Annotated in this window: 19 protein-coding genes; 4 read left to right on the top strand and 15 right to left on the bottom strand. The window is 55.7% G+C overall.

What is annotated here, in order from left to right:
* Positions 1 to 175: 175 nt before the first annotated feature.
* The 7 genes from ACTIKR_RS07145 to ACTIKR_RS07175 all read right to left on the bottom strand — a co-directional run bounded on the left by ACTIKR_RS07145 (position 176) and on the right by ACTIKR_RS07175 (position 9,680).
* Positions 176 to 1,408 carry an MFS transporter gene (locus tag ACTIKR_RS07145; protein WP_442327465.1) on the bottom strand — a complete coding sequence of 411 codons (1,233 nt, stop codon included), beginning with the start codon at positions 1,406 to 1,408 and terminating at the stop codon, positions 176 to 178.
* Positions 1,405 to 2,175 (bottom strand): peroxide stress protein YaaA, encoded by a 771-nt coding sequence (gene yaaA, locus ACTIKR_RS07150; protein ID WP_193087411.1) that lies wholly within the window; start codon positions 2,173 to 2,175, stop codon positions 1,405 to 1,407. Before yaaA ends, ACTIKR_RS07145 begins: the two co-directional genes overlap by 4 nt.
* A 142-nt stretch (positions 2,176 to 2,317) precedes the next feature.
* The gene (gene serS / locus ACTIKR_RS07155; protein WP_193087410.1) at positions 2,318 to 3,676 is read right to left on the bottom strand and encodes a serine--tRNA ligase; all 1,359 of its coding nucleotides are present in this window, start codon (positions 3,674 to 3,676) and stop codon (positions 2,318 to 2,320) included.
* A gap of 641 nt (positions 3,677 to 4,317) precedes the next feature.
* Positions 4,318 to 4,575 (bottom strand): hypothetical protein, encoded by a 258-nt coding sequence (locus ACTIKR_RS07160; protein ID WP_193087409.1) that lies wholly within the window; start codon positions 4,573 to 4,575, stop codon positions 4,318 to 4,320.
* A 289-nt stretch (positions 4,576 to 4,864) separates the two neighbouring features.
* Positions 4,865 to 6,202: a replication-associated recombination protein A gene (locus tag ACTIKR_RS07165; RefSeq protein WP_442327466.1), complete on the bottom strand. Its 1,338-nt coding sequence runs from the start codon at positions 6,200 to 6,202 to the stop codon at positions 4,865 to 4,867.
* A 118-nt stretch (positions 6,203 to 6,320) separates the two neighbouring features.
* The gene (gene lolA, locus ACTIKR_RS07170; RefSeq protein WP_193087407.1) at positions 6,321 to 7,052 is read right to left on the bottom strand and encodes an outer membrane lipoprotein chaperone LolA; all 732 of its coding nucleotides are present in this window, start codon (positions 7,050 to 7,052) and stop codon (positions 6,321 to 6,323) included.
* A 240-nt stretch (positions 7,053 to 7,292) separates the two neighbouring features.
* The gene (locus ACTIKR_RS07175; protein ID WP_442327467.1) at positions 7,293 to 9,680 is read right to left on the bottom strand and encodes a DNA translocase FtsK; all 2,388 of its coding nucleotides are present in this window, start codon (positions 9,678 to 9,680) and stop codon (positions 7,293 to 7,295) included.
* Between the two features lie 306 nt (positions 9,681 to 9,986).
* On the opposite strand from ACTIKR_RS07175, the gene trxB reads away from it, so the two are divergent.
* Positions 9,987 to 10,946 carry a thioredoxin-disulfide reductase gene (gene trxB, locus ACTIKR_RS07180; protein WP_193087405.1) on the top strand — a complete coding sequence of 320 codons (960 nt, stop codon included), beginning with the start codon at positions 9,987 to 9,989 and terminating at the stop codon, positions 10,944 to 10,946.
* 44 nt (positions 10,947 to 10,990) lie between these two features.
* Positions 10,991 to 11,722: a Smr/MutS family protein gene (locus tag ACTIKR_RS07185; RefSeq protein ID WP_193087404.1), complete on the top strand. Its 732-nt coding sequence runs from the start codon at positions 10,991 to 10,993 to the stop codon at positions 11,720 to 11,722.
* Between the two features lie 308 nt (positions 11,723 to 12,030).
* On the opposite strand, the gene trhO is transcribed toward ACTIKR_RS07185, so the two are convergent.
* The 3 genes from trhO to tcuA all read right to left on the bottom strand — a co-directional run bounded on the left by trhO (position 12,031) and on the right by tcuA (position 15,672).
* On the bottom strand, positions 12,031 to 13,062 hold the full coding sequence (trhO, locus tag ACTIKR_RS07190) for an oxygen-dependent tRNA uridine(34) hydroxylase TrhO (protein WP_442327468.1): 1,032 nt from the start codon (positions 13,060 to 13,062) through the stop codon (positions 12,031 to 12,033).
* A 134-nt stretch (positions 13,063 to 13,196) separates the two neighbouring features.
* Entirely contained in the window at positions 13,197 to 14,291 is a 1,095-nt protein-coding gene (gene tcuB, locus ACTIKR_RS07195) for a tricarballylate utilization 4Fe-4S protein TcuB (protein ID WP_442327469.1), read from the bottom strand.
* The gene (gene tcuA, locus ACTIKR_RS07200; RefSeq protein WP_442327470.1) at positions 14,278 to 15,672 is read right to left on the bottom strand and encodes an FAD-dependent tricarballylate dehydrogenase TcuA; all 1,395 of its coding nucleotides are present in this window, start codon (positions 15,670 to 15,672) and stop codon (positions 14,278 to 14,280) included. The genes tcuB and tcuA overlap by 14 nt, the downstream gene beginning before the upstream one ends.
* Before the next feature lie 131 nt (positions 15,673 to 15,803).
* Between tcuA and ACTIKR_RS07205 the strand changes: the two genes are divergently transcribed.
* Positions 15,804 to 16,508 carry a GntR family transcriptional regulator gene (locus ACTIKR_RS07205; protein WP_193087400.1) on the top strand — a complete coding sequence of 235 codons (705 nt, stop codon included), beginning with the start codon at positions 15,804 to 15,806 and terminating at the stop codon, positions 16,506 to 16,508.
* Here ACTIKR_RS07205 and ACTIKR_RS07210 read toward each other — a convergent pair whose 3' ends face one another.
* The 4 genes from ACTIKR_RS07210 to ACTIKR_RS07225 form a co-directional block, all read right to left on the bottom strand.
* Complete coding sequence (locus ACTIKR_RS07210) at positions 16,509 to 17,477, bottom strand: Bug family tripartite tricarboxylate transporter substrate binding protein (protein ID WP_442327471.1); 969 nt, start codon at positions 17,475 to 17,477, stop codon at positions 16,509 to 16,511.
* A gap of 423 nt (positions 17,478 to 17,900) precedes the next feature.
* A complete protein-coding gene (locus ACTIKR_RS07215) occupies positions 17,901 to 18,521 on the bottom strand; it encodes an RraA family protein (protein ID WP_442327472.1) in 621 nt (206 codons plus the stop codon).
* A 28-nt stretch (positions 18,522 to 18,549) separates the two neighbouring features.
* Positions 18,550 to 19,554, bottom strand: a complete 1,005-nt coding sequence (locus tag ACTIKR_RS07220; protein WP_442327473.1) for a Bug family tripartite tricarboxylate transporter substrate binding protein — start codon at positions 19,552 to 19,554, stop codon at positions 18,550 to 18,552.
* Between the two features lie 22 nt (positions 19,555 to 19,576).
* On the bottom strand, positions 19,577 to 20,233 hold the full coding sequence (locus ACTIKR_RS07225) for an RraA family protein (RefSeq protein ID WP_193087396.1): 657 nt from the start codon (positions 20,231 to 20,233) through the stop codon (positions 19,577 to 19,579).
* A gap of 160 nt (positions 20,234 to 20,393) precedes the next feature.
* On the opposite strand from ACTIKR_RS07225, the gene ACTIKR_RS07230 reads away from it, so the two are divergent.
* Positions 20,394 to 21,044, top strand: a complete 651-nt coding sequence (locus tag ACTIKR_RS07230; protein ID WP_193087395.1) for a GntR family transcriptional regulator — start codon at positions 20,394 to 20,396, stop codon at positions 21,042 to 21,044.
* Positions 21,045 to 21,217: 173 nt separating this feature from the next.
* Here ACTIKR_RS07230 and icd read toward each other — a convergent pair.
* Positions 21,218 to 22,068 (bottom strand): NADP-dependent isocitrate dehydrogenase (icd, locus tag ACTIKR_RS07235; RefSeq protein WP_442327474.1); only part of this gene is annotated, 851 nt, incomplete at its 5' end.

A 22,068-nucleotide genomic window follows, 5' to 3' on the forward strand; every position in this document is an offset into this window, starting at 1 on the left:
ACAGGATCGGGAAGCCAATCAGCAGGCCGGCACGAGCGCATTCATACATGGCACATCGTTAATCGTTAATCACTTATCGTTTATCGTTATTGACTGCGCAGCTTGGCGTTACACTGCTGGCCCTGCTCCATGGCGGCCCGCTGCCACGCTCCATGCGTGTGACACCTATGGCCATCTATTCGAACAGCTGCTCATCCACGTTAAGGGCGCCGGGCCAGAAATAGAGGATCGCCGACAGCAGCTGGATTGCAATCATGATGCCCCAGCCGGTCAGGTGCGCCACGGCAGGATAATGACCGTTATTTGCGGGCCAGAAATCCAGCACGAATCCTACGCCAACCTGCATGGAAAAAATGCTGATGAAAAAAATCATGTTGAAGGCGGTCGTCACGCGGCCTACAACCTTGCGTGGAAATACCTCGGCCAGCAAGGCATAGGCAAGAATACAACTGGCGGCAAGAAACCCGTAAGCGCCCCAGATCAGCGCCGGCGAAACGGGCACCCGGAACAGAATCAGCAACTGCACCAGCACGAACAGCGTCATTCCCAGCCCGCAAAAGGCACGCAGGCCCAGGCCGTAGCGCTCGATGCGGCGCGCCACCAGGCCGGTGATGACCGTGCCGGCCACCATGGTCAGCCCCAGCATGGACACCAGGCTGTCAGCTTGACGCGCCGTCAATCCGGAGACATCGGTCAGATACGGTTTGACCCACAGCGACTGGGCCGCATAGAAAGCGCCACCCACGGCGCACGGAAAAGGCACCACGCGCCAGAACACTGCGTTCTTCAAGATAATACGAACGCCATGGATCTGCTTGGATACCGGCTCATGCGGCGCCATCCGCTGCTTCGATTCGGGCACCAGCAGCCAGATGACAATAGCCACGGCAACGGTGAACACGGCCATGCCCACGCTGATTTCACGCCAGGTGTATTGCGTTAGCAATACCGCCAGCGGCGTGCCGACCACTACCCCGCCCATGCCACCCAGCGCCACCATCAGGCCATTGAGCAGCGGCCAGCGCGAGGACGGAAAATTCTGGGCAATCGCCAGGAAGCCGGCGCCTAGACAGACCGAGACGCCCACGCCGATCATGATGCGGCCGATAATCAGCCCCTGCATGGTGTGCGTCATACCATAAAGCACCGTCCCGGCCGCAGCCACCAGTAGCAGGATGGCATCGGTGCGGCGTGCGCCATAGCGGTCCAGCGCCAGCCCGGCCGGAAGCTGGGCCAGGGCAAAGCCGATAAAGTAAAAACTGGTCAGCAGCCCCAGGTCGCTGGCAGTCAGATTCATTTCGCGCGACAGGAACGGCGCAAAGCCGATATTCAGGCCGCGATACACATAGGACAGGAAGTAGCCCAGTGCAAAAAGTACAAAAATCCTTATTGCAGCCTGGCGGCTCATTGTTTTCTCCGGAAGACCAGCTTGTCTTCCGTGGACTCCTCGGCGGCAAAGGCATAGCCTTGACCATTGAATTTTTTCAGGGCCGCCGGCGTTTTCGCTTTGGTCTCAATGGCAAACCGCGCCATGAGCCCGCGCGCGCGCTTGGCGTTGAAACTGATAATTTTATAAACACCGTTCTTATAGTCCTGGAAGACACACTGGACAACGCGCGCATCCAGCGCTTTTTGGTCGACCGCTTTGAAATATTCTTCAGAGGCCAGGTTGATCACGATGCGCGAAGTCTGCTCGGCCAGACGCTCATTCAGGTATTGAGCGATTTCAGAACCCCAAAACTCATACAGATTCTTGCCACGACTGGTCTGCAGGCGAGTGCCCATTTCCAGCCGATAGGGTTGCATCAGGTCAAGCGGACGTAGCACGCCATACAGGCCGCTCAGAATGGCCACGTGTTCCTGGGCCCATGTCAACTGTGATTCGCTCAGCGTCGCCGCAGCCAGGCCTTCATACACGTCGCCATTGAAGGCCAGCACGGCCTGACGGGCGTTTTCCTGATCAAATCTGGGTTTCCACTCCGAGTACCGTTGTACGTTCAGTTCGGACAACGCCGGGCTCAGCTTCATAAGTCCGGCAATATCGTCGACGCCCTTGGTTCTGAGCACTTTGATCAGTTCTGCGGACCGTTTGATAAAAAGTGGCTGGGTATGGGTGTTGGTAGAAACAGGAGAGTCGTAATCGAGTTTTTTGGCAGGGGAAAGCAGGAAAAGCATGACGGACAACCTTGAATGGAATGTTTGATGAATCAGGAAAGAACGCCGCTTCCGTCAGGGGGCCGGAACGTCGTCAATACATCATGGCAAATCGGGCCCGCCCGCCGGGCACAGCGGCCCGGCGGGGCTTGACCAACATAACTTAAGCAGCAGGGGTCAGACGCGCCAGACCACCCATGTAGGGGCGCAATGCCGCCGGAATTTCGATGCTGCCGTCGGCCTGCTGATAGTTTTCAATAAGCGCGACCAGCGTGCGTCCCACTGCCAGGCCGGAACCGTTGAGCGTATGCAGATATTCTGTTTTGCCCTGTTCGTTACGAAAACGCGCCTGCAGGCGTCGGGCCTGGAATGCCTCACAATTGGAGACCGAGGAAATCTCGCGCCAGGTGTTCTGCGCCGGAATCCAGACTTCCAGGTCGTAAGTCTTGGCGGCGCCAAAACCCATGTCGCCGGTACACAACTGCATGACGCGGTAAGGTAGTTGCAGCAACTGCAGCACTTTTTCAGCATGACCCACCATTTGCTCCAGCGCATCATAGGAGGTGTCTGGATGGACTATCTGCACCATTTCCACTTTGTCGAACTGATGCTGACGGATCATCCCCCGGGTATCACGGCCGCCGCTGCCTGCTTCAGAGCGAAAACACGGTGTATGCGCCGTCAGACGCAAAGGCAGGCTGGCGCCCGGCACAATTTCGTTCTTGACGGTGGCGGTCAGCGTAATTTCCGATGTTGAGATCAAATAAAGATCTTCCTTCTCGATCGGCTTGCCCTGCTGATCGGTCTGTGGTTCGTCTTCGCCACCCTTGGTCACCCAGAACATATCATCCTTGAACTTGGGCAACTGGCCGGTGCCCAGCAGGGTTGAACTGTTGACAATATACGGTGTGTAGCATTCGGTATAGCCATGCTCGTTCGTGTGCAAATCCAGCATGAACTGGGCCAGCGCACGATGCAGACGCGCCATGCCGCCGCGCATGAAAGAAAAGCGCGCGCCTGTGAGCTTGACTGCAGTATCAAATTCCAGGCCAAGACGTTCGCCCACCGTAACATGATCCTGGGCCTCGAAACCTTTGGTTGGCGGTTCGCTGTGATCGGTCACGTAGCCCGCCTGGGTGCCCAGCCAGCGCCGGACCTCAACGTTGTCGTCACTGTCCTTGCCCTGGGGCACAGAGCTGTGCGGCAGGTTGGGAATCGTCATGAGCCAGCCATCCAGTTCGCTGCGAATACCAGCCAGCTCTTCTTCCAGCGCCTTGAGTTTGCCGGGCAATGCCTGTGATTCGGCCATGACTGCGCTGGCGTCTTCTTTCCGCGACTTGAGCTGGCCGATTTGCTTGGCCAGCGCATTGCGCTGCGCCTGCAGGGTCTCGGTCTGGATTTGCACCTCTTTGCGGCGGGCTTCGAGCTGATTGAAACGAGCCTGATCAAAATCGACGTTGCGGCGCTTGAGCGCGGCGATGACAAGGGGAAGCTCTTTTCGCAGTAAAACAGGATCTAACATGATATTTTTCTGGTTTCGTGTGGGAGAAGTATAGGGTAATCATTATATACAGCTATACGCGCCCGGTGGGGCCGCAGACCGAACAACGCGTACCCGCAACCGGTTTTACCGGAGAAAAATCAAGTAAGCGGTACAAAGACAACAGGGTGCCAGCCCCAAGGTAATGACCTTGCCAGCCCCCCGGCCCGGACACCGCGCGCCGCTTGCTGCAAGCGCATGGCTGTTGGTTTGCACGAGCAGGTTGCCGTGCTTGGCGCTGCGGCACCGGCCAGCAAGCTGGTGGCGACGCATCACGATTAGTGCCCCTGGCTGGATGGATCAGAACGTCCCGGCGTTATCGCCGAGCCTGCGCGGGCCCTCGCCGGTAATGGTGTAATGTTTTGCGCCCCCGCGAACCCTGCAGCACGGGTATCACAATACTCTGCCCTGTCGGTTTGGCCGTGCCTGATTTCACGTGCGCATCTTATCCTGCTTATCTGGCATGCCAGATTTATAGCTGTCAGATCGGACGTGTTTACACGGCACTTTGTCCGGCAAGCCTGATAGATGCGAGTCTGATCCGGCCCCGGATATCCTTTTGCCGGTCTTTGCCAGCGTGCGCAGCGATTGCCCTACTCTGGCCAGGACACGTGGCATTAAGATTAAGGGGCCGCCCTGGTTTTCGATTTCATGTCGTTGTGATGGCGCTGATCCGCGGCTGGCGCCGCCGGTTTCCAGTTTTTATTTTTACTGAGTTTTTCCCACCCCGAGGTGGGCGCAGGGCCGGCGCCGGCTTGCTGCGCCGGCTTTTGAGACACTTTGCCTTCGGCATCCATCGTCATGTCTGCTGCCATCGCCGAATGCATACCCAGCGCCAATGCGACTGCACTGGCCAGTGTCGCTATATCGGTATTTTTCATGCTCTCGCTCCTGTTATTGATAACGTAAGCTACCACACCTCGCGTCCGGCGCCAATGGCAAATGGATACGCGGCAGCCGGGGCCTGACCGATAGCTGCTGCCGGCAATATTTAACTTACTCCCTGGACAGCGCAAAGGGTTACTTTATTACAGTCCCTTGCCAGATATATTACATCCTCTTGCCAGATATTTATGCAACGGCATTTCAGCTGACATATAAAAGAGACGAAGGCAGGTACCGGTGCGAGGCACTGGCGGGCAGTGAGCTTGGCACTTTTGAGCTATTTATTTAGCGCTTTTTATTTTGCCGCGCCTCACGGTCAAGCGAGCGCAGGTACTTGAGCTTTTCCGTGATTTTCGTTTCCAGTCCCTGTTGCACCGGACGATACCAGCCCGGTTCGCGCATGCCGTCGGGCAGATAAGTCTCGCCGGCGGCATAGGCATCGGGCTCGTCATGCGCATAGCGATACTCATGCCCGTAGCCCAGTTCCTTCATCAGCTTGGTGGGCGCATTGCGCAGATGTACCGGCACTTCCCGCGATTTATCCTGCTTCACGAAAGCGCGTGCCTGATTGTAGGCGTTGTAGCCCGCGTTGCTCTTGGCCGCAACGGACAGATAGATGACCGCCTGCGCCAGCGCAAGCTCACCTTCCGGAGACCCCAGGCGCTCATAGGTAGCGGCCGCTTCGTTGGCCATTTGCATGGCGCGCGGATCGGCCAGGCCGATATCTTCCCAGGCCATACGTACAATGCGGCGCGACAGATACTTGGGATCGGCGCCGCCATCGAGCATGCGGGTGAACCAATACAACGCTGCATCGGGATGAGAGCCTCTTACCGACTTGTGCAGCGCGGAGATCTGGTCATAGAAGCTATCGCCGCCCTTGTCAAAACGACGCAGATTCAGCGTGAGCGCGTTTTGCATGAACTCGGGGGTGATCTGCGTTACCTGTGCCGCAGTGGCAGCCGTGCTGGTCTGCTCCAGCAAATTCAGAAACCGCCTGGCATCGCCATCGGCATAGCCGGTCAGCACCGCAACGGCCGGCTCGTCAAAGTCCAGGTCAATCGCGCCACTTTCTTTGGCGCGCACCAGCAACAGGCCCAGTTCCTCGTCCGACAGCGAGGTGAGCACATAGACTTGAGCGCGCGACAACAGCGCCGAATTGACTTCAAACGACGGGTTTTCAGTGGTGGCGCCAATGAAGGTGAAGAGCCCGCTTTCCACATAGGGCAGGAATGCATCCTGCTGCGCCTTGTTAAAGCGATGCACCTCGTCCACAAAAAGAATGGTTTTGCGTCCCTGCGCCTGAGCTACCTGTGCTTTGACGACGGCATCGCGAATGTCCTTGACGCCGCCGAGCACCGCAGAGATGGCAATAAAATGCGCATCAAAACCGTCAGCCATCAGGCGCGCCAGCGTGGTTTTGCCTACGCCCGGCGGCCCCCAGAAAATCATGGAGTGCGGACGACGCGCCTCGAACGCCACACGCAACGGCTTGTCAGGCCCCAGCAAATGCGACTGCCCGATGACCTCATCTATATTGCGCGGACGCAGTCTTTCGGCCAGCGGGGCATTCGCGCCCGCGCCGGCGCCATTGAACAGATCGCTATCGGAAAAATCACTCATAAATATATTGGGTTTCCAGAACCACTGCGCACGTCGGTAAACCGCAGCATTGTGCAAAAGGGCCGTCGCAACGGCCCCTTGAACTGGACTGCGGTAAGGGCACAGGCCCTTTGACAGCCTACATTTTAACGGTATCTACGCCAGGGGGGGCCTTGAACTGGTAGGCACTGGCTGGAATTTTCGCGTTGCTTTTGAAATTACGCAATTTGATCGACGTGGTCTGTCCGAAAGAATCCAGAATGATCAGCTCGGCCGGCAGGTTATTGGCAAAGCCGATGTCCACATGTGTCAACCCGGCGTCAGACACGTTGGGGGTTGCGCGCATCCACACCATGCCCTGGTTATCAGGCAGCGCAGACAGTTTGAAAGAATCGTCCAGCGTACCGGAACCGAACAGAATGGCCGCGGGCGAGGCACCGACCGCTTTGCTCACCGGGCGTTCCGTGACCTGGCGCAGATCGGGATCATATTGATAGACGGTTTTGCCGTCGGAAATCACACTCTGCGCATAGGGCTTGACCACGCTCCAGTTGAATTTTCCCGGACGCTCAAAAGAGAAGGTACCGGTCTGGGCCGCCCTGCTCTTGCCCTTGCCGCCGGATGTTTTCTGGGCGAACTCGCCGCTGGCCGATTTGACCTGCGCCACAAAATCCTTCAATTGTTGCCGGGCGTCCGTCTGCTGCGTGTTCTGGACCTCGGGAATCTTCTCGAATGTCACGCCCTCAAGCGTCGTTGACAGGCCGGCATCCGGATTCATCATATCAGGGTTCACCTTGATGTCCTGCGCCAGTGTCGAGACAGGGACCGTCGCAACCATCGCCAGGCAGACTGCAAGTAACGTTTTTTTCATGAATGAACTCCTGTTGTTGTTCCTTCCGGCAGCCGGGCAATGCCCTGTGAATACCACCGGAAACATGACCTGTTTTACCATTAACAGGGCAAGAAAGGATGTAACGAAATCGTAAATACAATTGCACTACTGTAATTTCACGGTGGCTGCAAATACTTACGGCATCCTTTAGGGATGCCGTGAGCAGGAACTTGCGGTTACTGCGTATTACAGGCTGGTCTTATGCCTTGCACGCAAACTTTAAGCGTCCGGTTCTTCCTGTCCGGCGGGCACCAGAATTTCCCGGTTGCCATTGGACTGCATGGTAGACACAATGCCAGACTGCTCCATCTGCTCCAGCAGCCGTGCAGCGCGGTTATAGCCGATGCGAAGATGCCGTTGAACCGACGAGATTGACGCGCGGCGGTTTTTCAACACCACGGCTACGGCCTGGTCATACAGGGGATCCGACTCATTATCGGTAAAGCCGGTCACACTGCCTACGCCATCACCGGTTTCGCCGCCAACGCCACCTTCTAGCAGGCCATCAATATAATCGGGCTCGCCCTGCTCTTTGAGATAATCTACCACGCGATGCACTTCGTCATCGTCTACGAACGCACCGTGCACCCGATTGGGCAAGCCGGTGCCGGGCGGCTGATACAGCATATCGCCCTGGCCCAGCAACGCCTCGGCGCCCATCTGATCAAGAATGGTGCGCGAGTCAATTTTGGAGGACACCTGAAACGCGATACGCGTGGGAATATTGGCCTTGATCAGACCGGTAATCACATCCACGCTGGGGCGCTGTGTCGCCAGAATCAGGTGGATACCGGCAGCCCGCGCCTTTTGTGCCAAACGGGCGATAAGCTCTTCAATTTTCTTGCCCACCACCATCATCAGGTCGGCCAGCTCGTCGATCACCACCACGATCATGGGTAGTGTTTTCAACGGCTCGGGCTCTTCCGGCGTCAGTGAGAACGGATTGGGAATGGAGTCGCCTTTTTTGGCGGCCTCGCGGATTTTGCTGTTGAAGCCGCTGATATTGCGCACGCCCATTTTACTCATGAGCTTGTAGCGTTTTTCCATCTCTCCCACACACCAGTTCAGCGCATTGGCGGCCTGGCGCATGTCGGTTACCACAGGCGCCAGCAGATGCGGGATGCCCTCATAAATGCTCATTTCCAGCATTTTCGGATCAATGAGAATAAGACGGACCTGGGAAGCGTCGGCCTTATATAGCAGGGAAATAATCATGGCGTTGATACCGACCGACTTGCCCGATCCGGTCGTACCGGCAACCAGCAAGTGAGGCATTTTGGCCAGATCGGCAACCACCGGATTGCCAGCAATGTCCTTGCCCAGCGCCATCGTCAGTGACGAGGCGTTGTCATGATAGGTCTTGGAGCCAATGATTTCCGATAGCCGAACCATCTGTCGCCGCGGGTTGGGCAATTCCAGGCCCATCAGGTTTTTTCCGACAATGGTTTCAACCACGCGAATGCTGACCAGACTGAGCGCGCGCGCTAGATCCTTGGACAGGTTGACGATCTGGCTGCCCTTGACGCCGGTGGCCGGTTCTATTTCATAACGGGTAATAACCGGTCCGGCCTGCGCGGCAACCACGGTAACCTGCACGCCAAAGTCGCGCAGTTTTTTCTCGATCAGGCGCGACGTATATTCGATGGTCTCAGGCGAAACCGATTCGATATTTTCGCCAGGAGGATCAAGCAGTTCCAGTGCCGGCAGCTCTCCGCTGGCATTCTTGGGCGGCTCAAACAGCGTGCGCTGTTTTTCCTTGACCACGCGCTCGGAGGTGGGAAACACCGTAATCTGCGGCTCAATGCGCACCGAAGTCTCGTGCACCAACTGTCCTTTTTGCACCACCACCTGCTCTTCTCGCGCCACTTGAGCAATTTCGCCCACCTTGCGGTCCTGGCGGGCGGTCTTCAGATTGATCAGCGCATTGAGCACGCGCTGTATACCCGAGCCGATTTTTTCAGCCAGCGACAACCAGGAAAAATCCAGAAACAGACCCAAGCCCAGCACGACCATGAAAAACAGGATAAGCACCGCGCCCGGCACACCGACCGCCGTTGCAAACAGGCTGCCAATATACTGGCCCAGCACGCCGCCGGCGCCGCCCGGCAATTGCGAACCGATGTGCGCCAGCTGGCTGGCCTCAAAGCCCATGGAGCCAACAAAAAGCAAGGCGAAACCAACGCCCTGCTCCCAGTGCACGCGCGGTAGCGCCGCATCGGAATTGGCCACAATGCGACTCATGAGCAATTTGTAGCCTACCCACATGCGCTTGAGGCACAAGGCCACAAACCACCAGGCCGACAAACCGAAAAGATACAGCAGGATATCGGACACATACGCACCCACCGCACCCAGCCGGTTATGAACCAGGGTGGATGACGAGGTGCTGACCCAACCGGGGTCATTCGGATGCCAGGTAAACAACATCACCGACAGGGCAGCAGCCAACGCAGCATACAGAACCCATTTGGCTTCCGTAAACATGGCGGCCAGCCGACTGGGTTCGGCATTCTGTGCGTTGCGCGCATTTCTGGCGGACGATCGTGACCCGGTATTGCGCGTATTGCGGGCGGAACGAGTGGGAGCGGTATTTGAAGTGCGTGCCATAACTATAAATTCGGTCAATAAAGCATTATAGCTTATTGATATTAAATGTTATTTATATTCTAGCCGTCGAATACTCATTGATTGTGAATTCTTTGTAAGCTGTTGTTTTAACAGGCCTCGTCCCCATTTAATGAATGTCAATGATGCAACATCACGTCGGACAGCATCCGTATTTCCCGGTGATGAGGTCGCCATCCGGCGACATTTTTTGGGGTCCGCGGCAAAACCGTGGCAGTTTCGGGGTTTTGAACGGCGCCGCGCAGCGATCTATTATAATTGCCCATTGGATTTTTAGGATAAGACACAATGGCTGACAAAACCAAACATGCAAAAGTGCTGATTCTGGGCGCCGGGCCGGCTGGCTATACCGCCGCGGTTTACGCAGCCCGCGCCAACCTGAACCCGGTGCTGGTTACCGGTATGGAACAAGGCGGGCAGCTCATGACCACGACCGACGTGGACAACTGGCCTGCCGACGCCCAAGGCGTGCAGGGCCCCGACCTGATGCAGCGCTTTCTGGAACACGCAACGCGCTTTAACACCGACATCGTTCAGGAACACATTAAAGAAGCCGACCTGTCGGTGCGTCCGTTCCGGCTGGTCTCAGAGTCCGGCACCACATTTACCTGCGACGCCCTGATCATTGCGACTGGCTCGTCAGCCAAATATCTGGGCCTGCCGTCCGAAACTGCGTTCATGGGCAAAGGGGTATCCGCCTGCGCCACCTGCGATGGTTTTTTCTATCGGAACCAGGATGTTGCTGTAATTGGCGGTGGCAATACTGCTGTCGAAGAAGCCTTGTATCTATCCAACATCTGCCGCCACGTGACGCTGGTGCACCGTCGCGACACATTCCGTGCCGAGCCCATCCTGGTTGACAAGCTGATGGACAAGGTCAATGGCGGAACCATGTCGCTGAAACTGTTCAATACGCTGGACGAAGTACTGGGCGACCAGAGCGGCGTGACCGGCGCAAGGCTGCGTCATGTGGACGGACGCCTGGAAGACCTCGCTGTGACCGGCGTGTTCATTGCCATCGGCCACCACCCCAACACCACCCTGTTCGAGGGCCAGCTGGAGTTGGAAAATGGCTATATTGTGACCAAAAGCGGCCACAGCGGCCTGGCCACAATGACTTCGGTCCCCGGCGTGTTCGCCGCGGGTGATGTGCAGGATCATGTTTACCGTCAGGCCATTACCAGCGCCGGCACCGGTTGCATGGCGGCACTGGATGTACAGCGCTGGCTCGAAAGCCAGCCTGAATAAAACAGGACAGGCCCGCCCAGCCAGTGGCGCGGGCCGCAATTGCTATGATTACCCCCATCAAAGGCAAACTCGAAGACCTGCGTCAGTTGCAAAAATCCAAGGTGCGCGAAGAAACGCGTCGCGCCAAGGCACAGCAGGCCGCGCCCAGACATAATAAGACAACAGCAGATCCCGCTGCGTCTGCCGTTTTTACGCCGGAAGATATTGCACTGTTTCGTCAAACGGTCAGATCCGTTACGCCGCTACCTGAAGCCAACCGCTATGCGCGCCAGGCACTGGATTACGGCAATAACGAGTATTTTCGTGCCAAACGGGCTCAAGCCGAGGGTGCCCCGTCGATTGATCGGCATAAGCCAGCCACCCCTGTTCGCGCACGCGAGCAAAAACGCACATCACTGGCCGATAAAGGCCGGCGTCGCCCGGATCTGCCCGAAGGCGCCTATGTGCAGCGGGCCGATAGCGTTGACTTGATCAAGAAACTGTTGTCAGGACAATGGCCGGTTGCAGCCACACTGGATTTGCATGGCGCCAATTCGGACCAGGCAGCGGAGCGCTTTGATCGCTTCATTCATTCCTGTCTGGCGCATCGGGTCCGCTGTATCTGTATTGTGCACGGCAAAGGCTATGGCTCTGCCCAAGGCACCGCTGTCCTGAAAGAGCAGGTGCTGGCCTGGCTGAAAAATATGGATGCCGTACTGGCATTTTCGCCGGCGCCCGAGAATATGGGCGGAGCCGGCGCCCAGATTGTTTTGCTAAAAACGCCTGCAAGCGATTGATGCAACAGGCTGGCCAACAAGTCGGACGACAGGCCGGCGATGCAGAGCGCTACTCAAGAATTCAAAGCGCAGCCTGACAATGTAAAGCACAGCCAACAAAAAGAAAGGCGGAATCAATTTATATTGATTTTCCGCCTTTCGTTTATTTTTATTATGGATACAGCTATCGTGCACGCACTTAACCGAATATTCCAATTAAGTGGTAAAGCCTGCTCATGCAGAGCGTTTGTCTCCTCACCTGCATGAAACAAATTATGCACGTGATTCGTATATATGACACTTAGGGAATGCACTAGTTTTTAGCATATTCAACTCGTTTTTGCACCCTTTTGCACCTGTTTTTGCATGGCACGCTGGCGGGCCTGCTCTTTACGGGCCGCTTTCAGGGCACGTCGCCGGCGAATCTGCTCCTGCATATCTGCACCAATATGTTCCTCCTGGCGCGCTGCGGCCAGATCGACTTGGCGCTGCCGTTCACGGAAGCGTTCGCGTTGTTCTTCGGTTTTATCGTCCCAGCAATGCGGGCAGCTTTCACCACGGATGTACTTGGGTGAAGCGCGCTCTTGCTCACTCAGCGGATGACGGCAGGCGCGACACTGAATGTACGGACCCGGCTTGAGCCCATGGCCGACAGAGACGCGTTCGTCAAAGACAAAACACTCGCCTTCCCACAGGCTTTTTTCGGGAGAAACGGTTTCAAGGTACTTCAGAATCCCGCCCTGCAGATGGTAAACCTCGTCAAACCCCAAGGATTTCATATAGGCCGTGGATTTTTCGCAGCGAATCCCGCCAGTGCAGAACATGGCCACCTTGCGTGCTTTCGTTTTGTCCAGCAGCCCGCCTTCGGTAGCCTGGCTTTGCACCCAGTTGGGAAATTCGCGAAACGTCACGGTATTGGGATTGACCGCCCCCTTGAACGTGCCAATATCAACTTCGTAATCGTTGCGCGTGTCCACCAGTACCACCTCGGGATCGGATATGAGATCGTTCCAGTTTTCCGGCGGGACATAGGTACCGGCGTTGGTGGTGTTGACATTGGGCTGCCCCATGGTCACGATTTCCTTTTTCAACCGCACACGCATCCGGTGAAATGGATCGCGCTCATCGGACCAGGACTCCTTGTGCTCCAGGTCCGCCAGGCGCGGATCGTTGCGAAGGTAGGCCAGAACCGCATCGATTCCTTCCTTGGGACCGGCAATCGTACCGTTGATTCCCTCCCGGGCAAGCAGCAGCGTTCCCTTGACGTGATTGCGCTCGCAAAACGCCTGCAACGGCTCTTTGAGCGATTCGAAATCGGGGAGATCGACAAACTTGTATAGGGCGGCAACGGTATGAGACATAGAACTGAATTTGGGGGTTTGAACGGCAAGTCTTTCATTTTAGCTGTCCTGCCGGTGGCAGAACAGCCTTCTGTTTGATTATTCTCAACTTGCCTGAAAATTAACCAGTTATTGTAAATCAAACCCCGGGAACTTCAGTGAGAAGCCGGCTGTTCCTTTGCATATTTAATGAGCGCGCCGGTGCGGTACAAGCCATGGACAAACTTGCCAAACGGCATGCTAATGAACAGCGACAGGATAACGGCCAGATGAATGACCAGCAACGGCGCCAGCGCGGCGGTTTCCCGAAAGGCCATCAAGGCCAGGCCGGTAACCGCGGCCAGAAACAGCTGGGCAATAAAGGCATAGTCCATTCCCATTTGCCTGATATTGCGAATATCGGGATCGGCTTTTTGCTTGAGCCAGAACTGCCCTGCCGTACCCATGGCCAGCGAAATTCCGCCGATGGTACCGGTCAGCTTGGGAAGGCTAAAGAATGCATAGGGCGCCTGCCAGCCAAACACATAATGGAAAATGGTCCCTGACACCGTGGCGGCAAAACACAACATGAATCCATAAAAGGTAAGGTGATGAAAGCGGCGACGCCAGGGCGAAATATTATCGTCCGGGTAAGTGCAGCCGGTCTTCACATTGCCATGCAGATACTTCAGGCTCAGCGCGTCCGACAGACCCTGGCGGACATGCGCCCAGGTCAGCAGCAACGAGGGTTTTTCGCCCACATCCTTCAGGAAATTGCGAAACCCCATGCCCATTGCAATCACGACCCACAATGCCGCCAGCCCGAAAACGGTGGCCAGCACACCATGTGGAAAAATGGCATAGAACTGCCCATTCAGATCATTCATTGGCGGCCCGCCGATAAGCGCTGCTAAACCCAGCAGCACGACAAGCGCAAGCAAAAATCCCAGGCTGGCCAGCAGGCCGCTTTTGTCAAAACCGCGGGCAATGGCGCCGGGCCATGCATACGTCTGATAGGTTGTCTGGCGTACCGCAGCCAGTTGCACTGGCAGATTGACATTGAATTCATGCGGTGGCGCGTACTGGCAGGCGTAATAGCATTCGCTGCAGTTGTGACACAGATTGGCCAGATAATGCAAATCGCCGCGGGTAAAATCCAGACGTTGCTCAAGTGCTGGAAAGACCGCACAGAAGCCCTCGCAATAACGACAGGAGTTACAGATCCCCACCGCGTTGCGGGCGTCCTCGATAAGATGTTCAAGCTGCTGCATGTTTTGCTGCCTCCGTGCCTGCAATACGACCAAATACGGTTCCGATGGCCATCCCGAAACCAGCCACGTAACCCTTGCTCAGAATATTTCCCGCCATGATTTCACCGGCGGCGAAAACGTTGTCCGCCAGCGTTTCATCGTCCATGATGACCTGCGCCTTTTTCGTTACCTTCACCCCCATATAGGTAAAGGTGATCCCGGTGGCCAGCGGGTACGCATAAAACGGCCCCGTATCTATTTTTTGCGCCCAGTTGGTTTTATCCGGTTGCAGACCATGCGTGCGGCAACCGTCCAGCACACTATGATCGAATTGACCAGGTTCAACAGCGGCATTAAAGGCGGCCACCGTTTCCACGGCCGTTTTCATCGGCAGCCCCAGGCTTTGCGCGAGCGCTTCAATGGAATCGGCACAAATGGATTTGAATACGGACGGCATGAACCGGCCAATGGCCTTCGAATCAATAATGCAATAGGCAATCTGATCGGGTTGCTGGGCAACCAGACGTCCCCAGATAGCGTAGCGTTTGGGCCAGAAATCTTCGCCTTCGTCATAAAAGCGCCGCCCTTCCTTGTTAAGCACGATACCCAGCGAGACGCAGTCTACACGGGTGACAATGCCCCCGTCATACTTGGGCGCCCTTGCATCAATGGCCACGGCATGACCCTGGGTCGGGTCGCCGATAATACAGGCCTTGTTGCGCATGAGCTCGCGCAGCATGACGCCCTGATTGAATCGGGTGCCGCGGATCAGGAAATTGCGTGCCGCCGGCCCCCAGGCCTCTTCCAGCCATTCAAGATTTGACTCAAAACCGCCTGATGCAATCACCACGGATTTACCCGCAATGGTCAGTGTCTGACCGTTTGTGAGCAGCTCTACACTGACACACTTACCGTCTGAAAAATTCAGTTTTTTGGCTTCCGTGTCGTACAGAATCTGCACGCCGGCCTTTTCGGCCGCCTTGTAATAGGCGTTGACCAGCGCCTTGCCGCCGCCCAGGAAAAACGCATTGGTGCGCCCCAGGTGCAGCGTGCCGCCCAGCGATGGCTGAAATCGCACACCCTTGGCCTTCATCCACGGCGCACAGCCCTCGGTTTCACGAATAACGTAGCGCGCCATTTCTTCATTGGTTTGTCCTCCCGTTACCCGATACACATCCTGAAAATACTCATCTTCCTGATACTTGTCTGTCAGCACATCGGTGGGCGCGTTGTGCATACAGCGAAAATTGCGAGTATGACTGCTATTGCCCCCTCGCCAGGCGCGCGGCGCACTTTCGACCAGAATTACCGATGCGTTCTGTTCAGCGGCTGACAGTGCAGCGCACAGTGCCGCATTGCCGCCCCCGATAACAAGAACATCACACGCCAACGTGTCATTCATGCTATATATCCTTACTTAATATACTGTTGTATTCTATTGTACACAAATATTTATGGCTGTGCCTGAAAAGACAAAACAGCCGCAAAGCTTCCCAATTGCGTTATGCTGTGCCAAAAGAAAGGAATCGCATCATGGCAAAATCCAAACCCTCTCCAGCCCCTAACCGCTCCGACGCCGAATCGGAACAAGCCAGTGATCGTGGTGTCACATTGAGCGACCAGGCGTACAACTATATTGTCCAGTCCCTGGAAAACGGCTCCCTGCCGCCGGGCACCCGTTTGCGCGAGACAGAGCTGGCCGCCGATATCGGCTTGAGCCGCACCCCCATCCGGGAAGCGCTGAACCGGCTGATGTCCGAAGGACTGGTCACCAACGATCCGAAGCGGGGCCTGATTATTACCGAGCTGGACCAGAACATGGTTGGCGAGCTTTACGAAATGCGCCGAGTCCTGGAAAGCACGGCCGCCGCGCTGGCAGCGCGCCATGCCACGGATGTTGAAATCGCGGTCTTGAGGCAGATCATAGATCGGGATGAGACACTGGACGATCCTGCCGCTCTGTCATATAACAACCGGTTATTTCATCAGACGCTGTACCAGTGCGCGCATAACCGCTATCTGCTCAAAACATTGCAGGTGCTGCAAAACGCTATGCTGTTGCTGGGCAAAAGCACCCTGGCCGAAAGCGGGCGTCCATCGACCGCACGCGAGGAACATGCGCAGATTATCAACGCCCTTGAGCAACGCGACCCGGACAAGGCGCAGGAAGTGTCAAGCCGGCACATTAGTGAAGCCTATAAGGTCCGGCTCAGCCGCTTCCTGCTTGATCGCAAGTGATCAATCAACGCGCGCGCCCGATGATTTGACCGCGTTGCCCCAGTTGCCGATCTGCGCCTGAATAAATGAGCCGAATTCGCCTGGCGTCATCTTGGCCGCCTTTGCCCCTTCGTTGCCCAGCTTGCTTTTGACGTCTTCGTTGTTGAGCGCCTTGCTGGCAGACTGATACAGCACATCAATCACCTGCTGCGGCGTATTTGCGGGCGCCACCAGGCCATGCCAGGACACCGCTTCAAATCCTGGCACGCCGGCCTCGGCAACGGTGGGCAGTTCGGCCAGCGCATCGGAACGCTCGGCCGACGACACCGCCAGCCCCTTGATGGATCCGGCCTTGATATGACTGATCGCGCCGGGAATGGTGGTAAACATGAAATCAATCTGTCCGCCGATCAGCGCACTGATCGCGGGCGCCCCACCCTTGAACGGCACATGCACCAGATCCAGATGCTCAGTGTCTTTAAGCATGACGCCGGCCAAATGGCCCGGTGTTCCGCTGCCGGCCGATCCCATATTGGTCTTTCCGGGATTGGCCTTCATATAGTCAATAAGATCTTTAAGCCCGTTCATCTGCTTGTGCGCATTGCCCACCACCAGCACATTGGGCACGGTCGCAAACAGCGTGACCGGCGCAAAATCCTTGACCGCATCGTAGTTCAGTTTCCTGTATAGCGTGGGGTTGATCCCATGCGTACTAGCTGTCGCGAGCAGCAGCGTATAACCGTCAGGCTTGGCGCTCGCCACCGACTGAGCAGCAATCGCACCGTTACCACCGCCTTTGTTTTCTACAACGATGGACTGCCCCAGGTCTTTTGACATGGAAGCGGCCATTGTTCTAGCCAGAATATCCGAAGAGCCTCCGGCAGGATGCGGCACAATAAGACGGATGGGCTGCTCGGGATAAGCTGCAAGCACAGCAAGCGGGCTAGCGGCCAGAAGGATCGCAAGCATACAGGGTTTGAATAAGGTCATTGGTAGTCTCCAGCGATTGAATTCGAATATAAATATACTACTGGATACATAAGAATACAATAATAGATGATCCCAAAAATGAAAAACCCTGATACCCCCAAGAAGTGAGCGTCTGGCCGCACGCGTGGTGGCGAAAATTGACCATCAACCTGCCAGCGCACATTCTTCTGTCGGCCCTTCACTCTGGGCTGGCTGGTCAAAATGCGCGACCAGAAAATCGATGAATGCCCGGGTGCGCACGGGCAGATTGCGCTGGCTGGGATAGTAAACGTATGAATCTGCAGCCGGCAATGTAAAGACAGGAACACGATGTCCTCAAGTAATTGAAAAACGCCGGGCCTGATATCAACCAGGCCCGGCTCAACCACCTCACGTCCCCGCGCAATCATCGTAGCCACGGATTTTCATCAGTGGATCTGTCTGCTACACAAGCTGCGCAGCCAGTGCCTCCTCAATCCACGCCTCGTCGTACTCACCCCTGGATATTCCGTCAAGCACCTGGGCTTCGGCCTGCATTTTGCGACGGCTGGCGGCGGCAACCGCCTGAGCCTGATCACGCGCAATAAAGACCACCCCATCGCCATCACCCACGACGATATCTCCTGGTTGCACAACACAACCCTCAATTGCAACTGCAATATCGGTTTCACCTGGCCCATTCTTTAACGGCCCCTGATGCGTCACACCTTTCGAATAGCAAGGAAAGTCATGCGTGACAAAGGCGTCTGCATCGCGAATCGCGCCATACACCACAAAACCAGCAAGGCCACGCATCTGCGCCACGCTCATCATGATTTCCCCAAGCAATGCGCGCTCGGTATGCCCTTCGCCATCGATAACCAGCACCTGCCCAGGCTGGGCCTTGCGCAACGCATCATGAATATGAAGATTGTCGCCGGATCGCACTTTTACCGTGTAAGCCACGCCCAGCAACGGCGCACGCTTGTGTCGAGGGACCAGTGTGCGTGTTCCTGCAATGCGACGCATTGAATCACTGATAATTGATGTGGGAACTCCCTCAAACAACGGTGCCAGCGCATCCATATTTTTTCTCCTAAAATTGAATATTGATTCAGTCTACTTTTGCACCGGATTCTTTCACAACGCCTGTCCATACCGGCGCTTCCTTAGCGATGAAATCGGCAAACGCTCCGGCAGAATTGGCAACATCGGAAGAACCCATTTGTTCGAGCGCTTTGGTCATCTGAGGCGTCTTCAATGCAACATTGACTGCCTTATTGAGCCGCTCCACAATGGCAGAAGGCGTGCCGGCCGGCGCAAAGACGCCGTACCAGTTTTCAATGACAAAATCCTTGAAACCCGACTCAACCATGGTCGGCACATCCGGCAGCACTTTAGTGCGCCCGGCGCTGGTGGTTGCCAATGCCTTGACGGACCCGGCTTTCACATGCGGCAACAATACCGTGGTGGTTTCAAAGGCGACGGGAACATGCCCGGCAATCACATCATTGAGCGCGGGCCCCTGTCCACGGTACGGCACGTGCAGCATATTGACCGACCTCATTTGCTTGAGCATCTCGCCTGCCAGATGCTGCGGACTGCCGCTGCCACCTGAAGCAAAACTATACTGGTCCGGATTTTTCTGCAACGCCTGGATCAATTCCTGCGCGGTGTTGACCTGCACTTTCTTTGGATTGACATAGAGTACTAATGGAACGGCAGCCACCTCACCCACGGGCGCCAAACTCTTGAGCGGATCCAGATTCAGTTTATACAAATTACGATTGATCGCCACGCCCGTGTTATTGCCCAGCAGCAGCGTGCATCCGTCGGGTTTGGCGCGACCGACAAACTCCGTGCCGATATTACTGCTGGCGCCGGGCTTGTTGTCAACGATGACTGTCTTGCCCAATTCCTTTTGCATACCCGGCGCCAGAAGGCGCGCCAGAATGTCGGTTGTTCCCCCCGGCGGATACGGTGAAATAATAACGATATTGCTGCACTCCAAGTCGTCGGCAGCCAGGGCCGAGCCCGATGCGGCCAATCCGATGCCCGCCATGAATGCGGCACGAAGCCCTACTCTGACTCGGTGCAGAGTCTTGTCTGTGTAATGCATGTCTATCCTCCGGTTATTCAATTTATTGACTGCGCTGCAGCTGGTGATAGCCCAGCTTTTCGCGTGCCTGTTTCAGTGTCAGGCCGGACTTGACGCTGTCCAAGATGGATTGTTCTGTATCGTGAATCGCCAATGCTTTATCCAGTACTTCCTGAATTCGACCGGCCGGCACCACGACAATACCGTCACGATCGCCACACACCAGATCGCCCTTGTTAACCCGGACATCTCCCAGCGAGACGCTCTGGTTGACTGCTTCCACCTGCACCCGGTCCTTGCCTGTGCGCATGAATGTACCGCGGCTGAAGATTGGATAGCCACATTGCACGGCTTCTTCTACGTCCCGGCAGACTCCGTGAATCACGGTACCAGCAATGCCGCGAGACCGGGCGATCTGACTGAGGATGCCGCCCCACACTGTGCAATCGGTGCGCCCGCCGTTGTCCAGCACAATGACCTGTCCTGGTAGTACATCATCGATAAAATCGCCTACGGTGCCAGGATCCTGCTTGTCTACTGGCGCGAAACGCAAGGTATAGGCGGGACCAAAAAAACGAAATGTCCCTGTTACACCACTGAGGCCATGGGCACTGCCGGGCAGCCCGAAAAAGTCTAGCGCATCCGAAATTTCCGCATTGGCCAGCACTCGATATTTAGCGTCCTGCCAGATTTCCTGCATAGCATTCCCTTTATTGTTCAGCCTAAGTTGTCGGAAAATATAACATATATTGTCTGTTATTTATATATAAATTGTCAGACAATTTAATAAAATTGATTGATCCGGCGATGGGTTATACTTTCGCGTTGACGCATAAGCCCAAACACACCACGACCTAGTTATGACATCGAAACGTTCTGCAATCGCCAAAGCAATCAAACAGGAAATCATGCAGGGGCGATGGTCGCCGGGGGCCCGCCTCACCGAACGAGCATTGTGTGATTTCACCGGCGCAAGCCGTTCATCGGTCAGGGAAGCCCTGCAATTGCTGCGTCAGGAAGGCTATATTGACATCCGACCCAATCAGGGCGTACGTGTGACCACACTGGACGCCCGGGAAGCCGCGGATATTTATCAGGTGCGATCGGTGCTGGAAGGCCTGGCAGCCCGCAATTTCATCAATATGGCAACGGCAGCCCAGCGCGCTGCGCTGCAAGAGGCACTGACGCAATTGGAAAGCGCCATCGAACGGGAAGATGTGGCAAGCCAGCTCAAATCCATTGAAGACTTTTACGGCGCCTTACTAGACGGTTGCTATAACAGTGTCCTGAAGAGTAGCCTGGAAGAGCTGCATGGAAAAATATCACGATTGCGGGCAACCTCGATCCTAAGCCCGGGCCGCATCCGCAATACGCTTAAAGAAATGCGTCGCATCGGCATCGCCATTGAGCAAAACAATGAGACTGAAGCCTGGCAGGCTTGCGTTGACCACATGCAGCATACATCGGCCGTTGCCATTCGCATGATTGATCATCTGAAAGAGCAGCAGTAATCTGCCCGCCGATACCGGAAAACAAAGGCAGCACATGCAAAACCGAATGAATCTGCACATAGAGAATCTGCATTTTTAAAATCTGCGTATTGAAAATACGAAAAACCACAAACAAAAAACCCGCATGATATAAACCATGCGGGTTTCAGAACGACGTAATACGTCAGTCGATATTACATATTTTCGATCATGACCTGGCCAAAGCCGGAGCAGCTCACTTGCGTTGCGCCTTCGAGCAGACGGGCAAAGTCATAAGTGACTTTTTTGGACAGAATGGATTTTTCCATTGAAGAGATGATCAGATCAGCCGCTTCAGTCCAGCCCATGTGACGCAGCATCATTTCTGCAGACAGGATTTCTGAACCTGGGTTCACGTAGTCTTTGCCGGCATATTTGGGGGCTGTGCCATGAGTCGCTTCGAACATGGCAACGGAGTCGGACAGGTTTGCGCCGGGGGCGATGCCAATACCACCAACCTGGGCGGCCAGCGCGTCGGACACGTAGTCGCCGTTAAGGTTCAATGTGGCGATCACAGAGTACTCGGCAGGACGCAACAGGATCTGTTGCAGGAAGGCATCGGCGATGGAATCCTTGATAATGATTTCCTTGCCTGTCCGTGGATTCTTAATTTTGCTCCATGGGCCGCCATCGATCAGCTCGGCGCCGAATTCTTTCTGTGCCAGTTCGTAGGCCCAGTCACGGAAGCCACCTTCGGTGAACTTCATGTTGTTGCCTTTGTGAACAATGGTCACGCTTGGCTTGTCATTGTCGATCGCGTACTGGATTGCCTTGCGCACCAGACGCTCAGTACCCTCGCGTGATACGGGCTTCACGCCGATACCGGAAGTCTGTGGGAAACGGATTTTATTGACGCCCAGTTCGTTCTGCAGGAACGCAATCAGTTTCTTGGCCTGATCAGATTCAGCTTCGAATTCGATACCGGCATAGATGTCTTCGGAGTTCTCACGGAAAATGACCATATCGGTTTTTTCCGGCTCACGTACAGGTGAAGGCACACCCTTGA

The organism is Advenella sp. (genome assembly GCF_052108595.1).
Taxonomy (GTDB): Bacteria; Pseudomonadota; Gammaproteobacteria; order Burkholderiales; family Burkholderiaceae_B; genus Advenella.

Coding starts and splice junctions, on each gene's coding strand:
- ACTIKR_RS07175 (WP_442327467.1), bottom strand. CDS start 9,680: ATGGCACGCACTTCAAATACCGCTCCCACTCGTTCCGCCCGCAATACG.
- serS (WP_193087410.1), bottom strand. CDS start 3,676: ATGTTAGATCCTGTTTTACTGCGAAAAGAGCTTCCCCTTGTCATCGCC.
- ACTIKR_RS07220 (WP_442327473.1), bottom strand. CDS start 19,554: ATGCATTACACAGACAAGACTCTGCACCGAGTCAGAGTAGGGCTTCGT.
- yaaA (WP_193087411.1), bottom strand. CDS start 2,175: ATGCTTTTCCTGCTTTCCCCTGCCAAAAAACTCGATTACGACTCTCCT.
- trxB (WP_193087405.1), top strand. CDS start 9,987: ATGGCTGACAAAACCAAACATGCAAAAGTGCTGATTCTGGGCGCCGGG.
- ACTIKR_RS07205 (WP_193087400.1), top strand. CDS start 15,804: ATGGCAAAATCCAAACCCTCTCCAGCCCCTAACCGCTCCGACGCCGAA.
- ACTIKR_RS07230 (WP_193087395.1), top strand. CDS start 20,394: ATGACATCGAAACGTTCTGCAATCGCCAAAGCAATCAAACAGGAAATC.
- ACTIKR_RS07165 (WP_442327466.1), bottom strand. CDS start 6,202: ATGAGTGATTTTTCCGATAGCGATCTGTTCAATGGCGCCGGCGCGGGC.
- tcuB (WP_442327469.1), bottom strand. CDS start 14,291: ATGCAGCAGCTTGAACATCTTATCGAGGACGCCCGCAACGCGGTGGGG.
- trhO (WP_442327468.1), bottom strand. CDS start 13,062: ATGTCTCATACCGTTGCCGCCCTATACAAGTTTGTCGATCTCCCCGAT.
- ACTIKR_RS07160 (WP_193087409.1), bottom strand. CDS start 4,575: ATGAAAAATACCGATATAGCGACACTGGCCAGTGCAGTCGCATTGGCG.
- ACTIKR_RS07145 (WP_442327465.1), bottom strand. CDS start 1,408: ATGAGCCGCCAGGCTGCAATAAGGATTTTTGTACTTTTTGCACTGGGC.
- ACTIKR_RS07225 (WP_193087396.1), bottom strand. CDS start 20,233: ATGCAGGAAATCTGGCAGGACGCTAAATATCGAGTGCTGGCCAATGCG.
- tcuA (WP_442327470.1), bottom strand. CDS start 15,672: ATGAATGACACGTTGGCGTGTGATGTTCTTGTTATCGGGGGCGGCAAT.
- ACTIKR_RS07185 (WP_193087404.1), top strand. CDS start 10,991: ATGATTACCCCCATCAAAGGCAAACTCGAAGACCTGCGTCAGTTGCAA.
- ACTIKR_RS07215 (WP_442327472.1), bottom strand. CDS start 18,521: ATGGATGCGCTGGCACCGTTGTTTGAGGGAGTTCCCACATCAATTATC.
- lolA (WP_193087407.1), bottom strand. CDS start 7,052: ATGAAAAAAACGTTACTTGCAGTCTGCCTGGCGATGGTTGCGACGGTC.
- ACTIKR_RS07210 (WP_442327471.1), bottom strand. CDS start 17,477: ATGACCTTATTCAAACCCTGTATGCTTGCGATCCTTCTGGCCGCTAGC.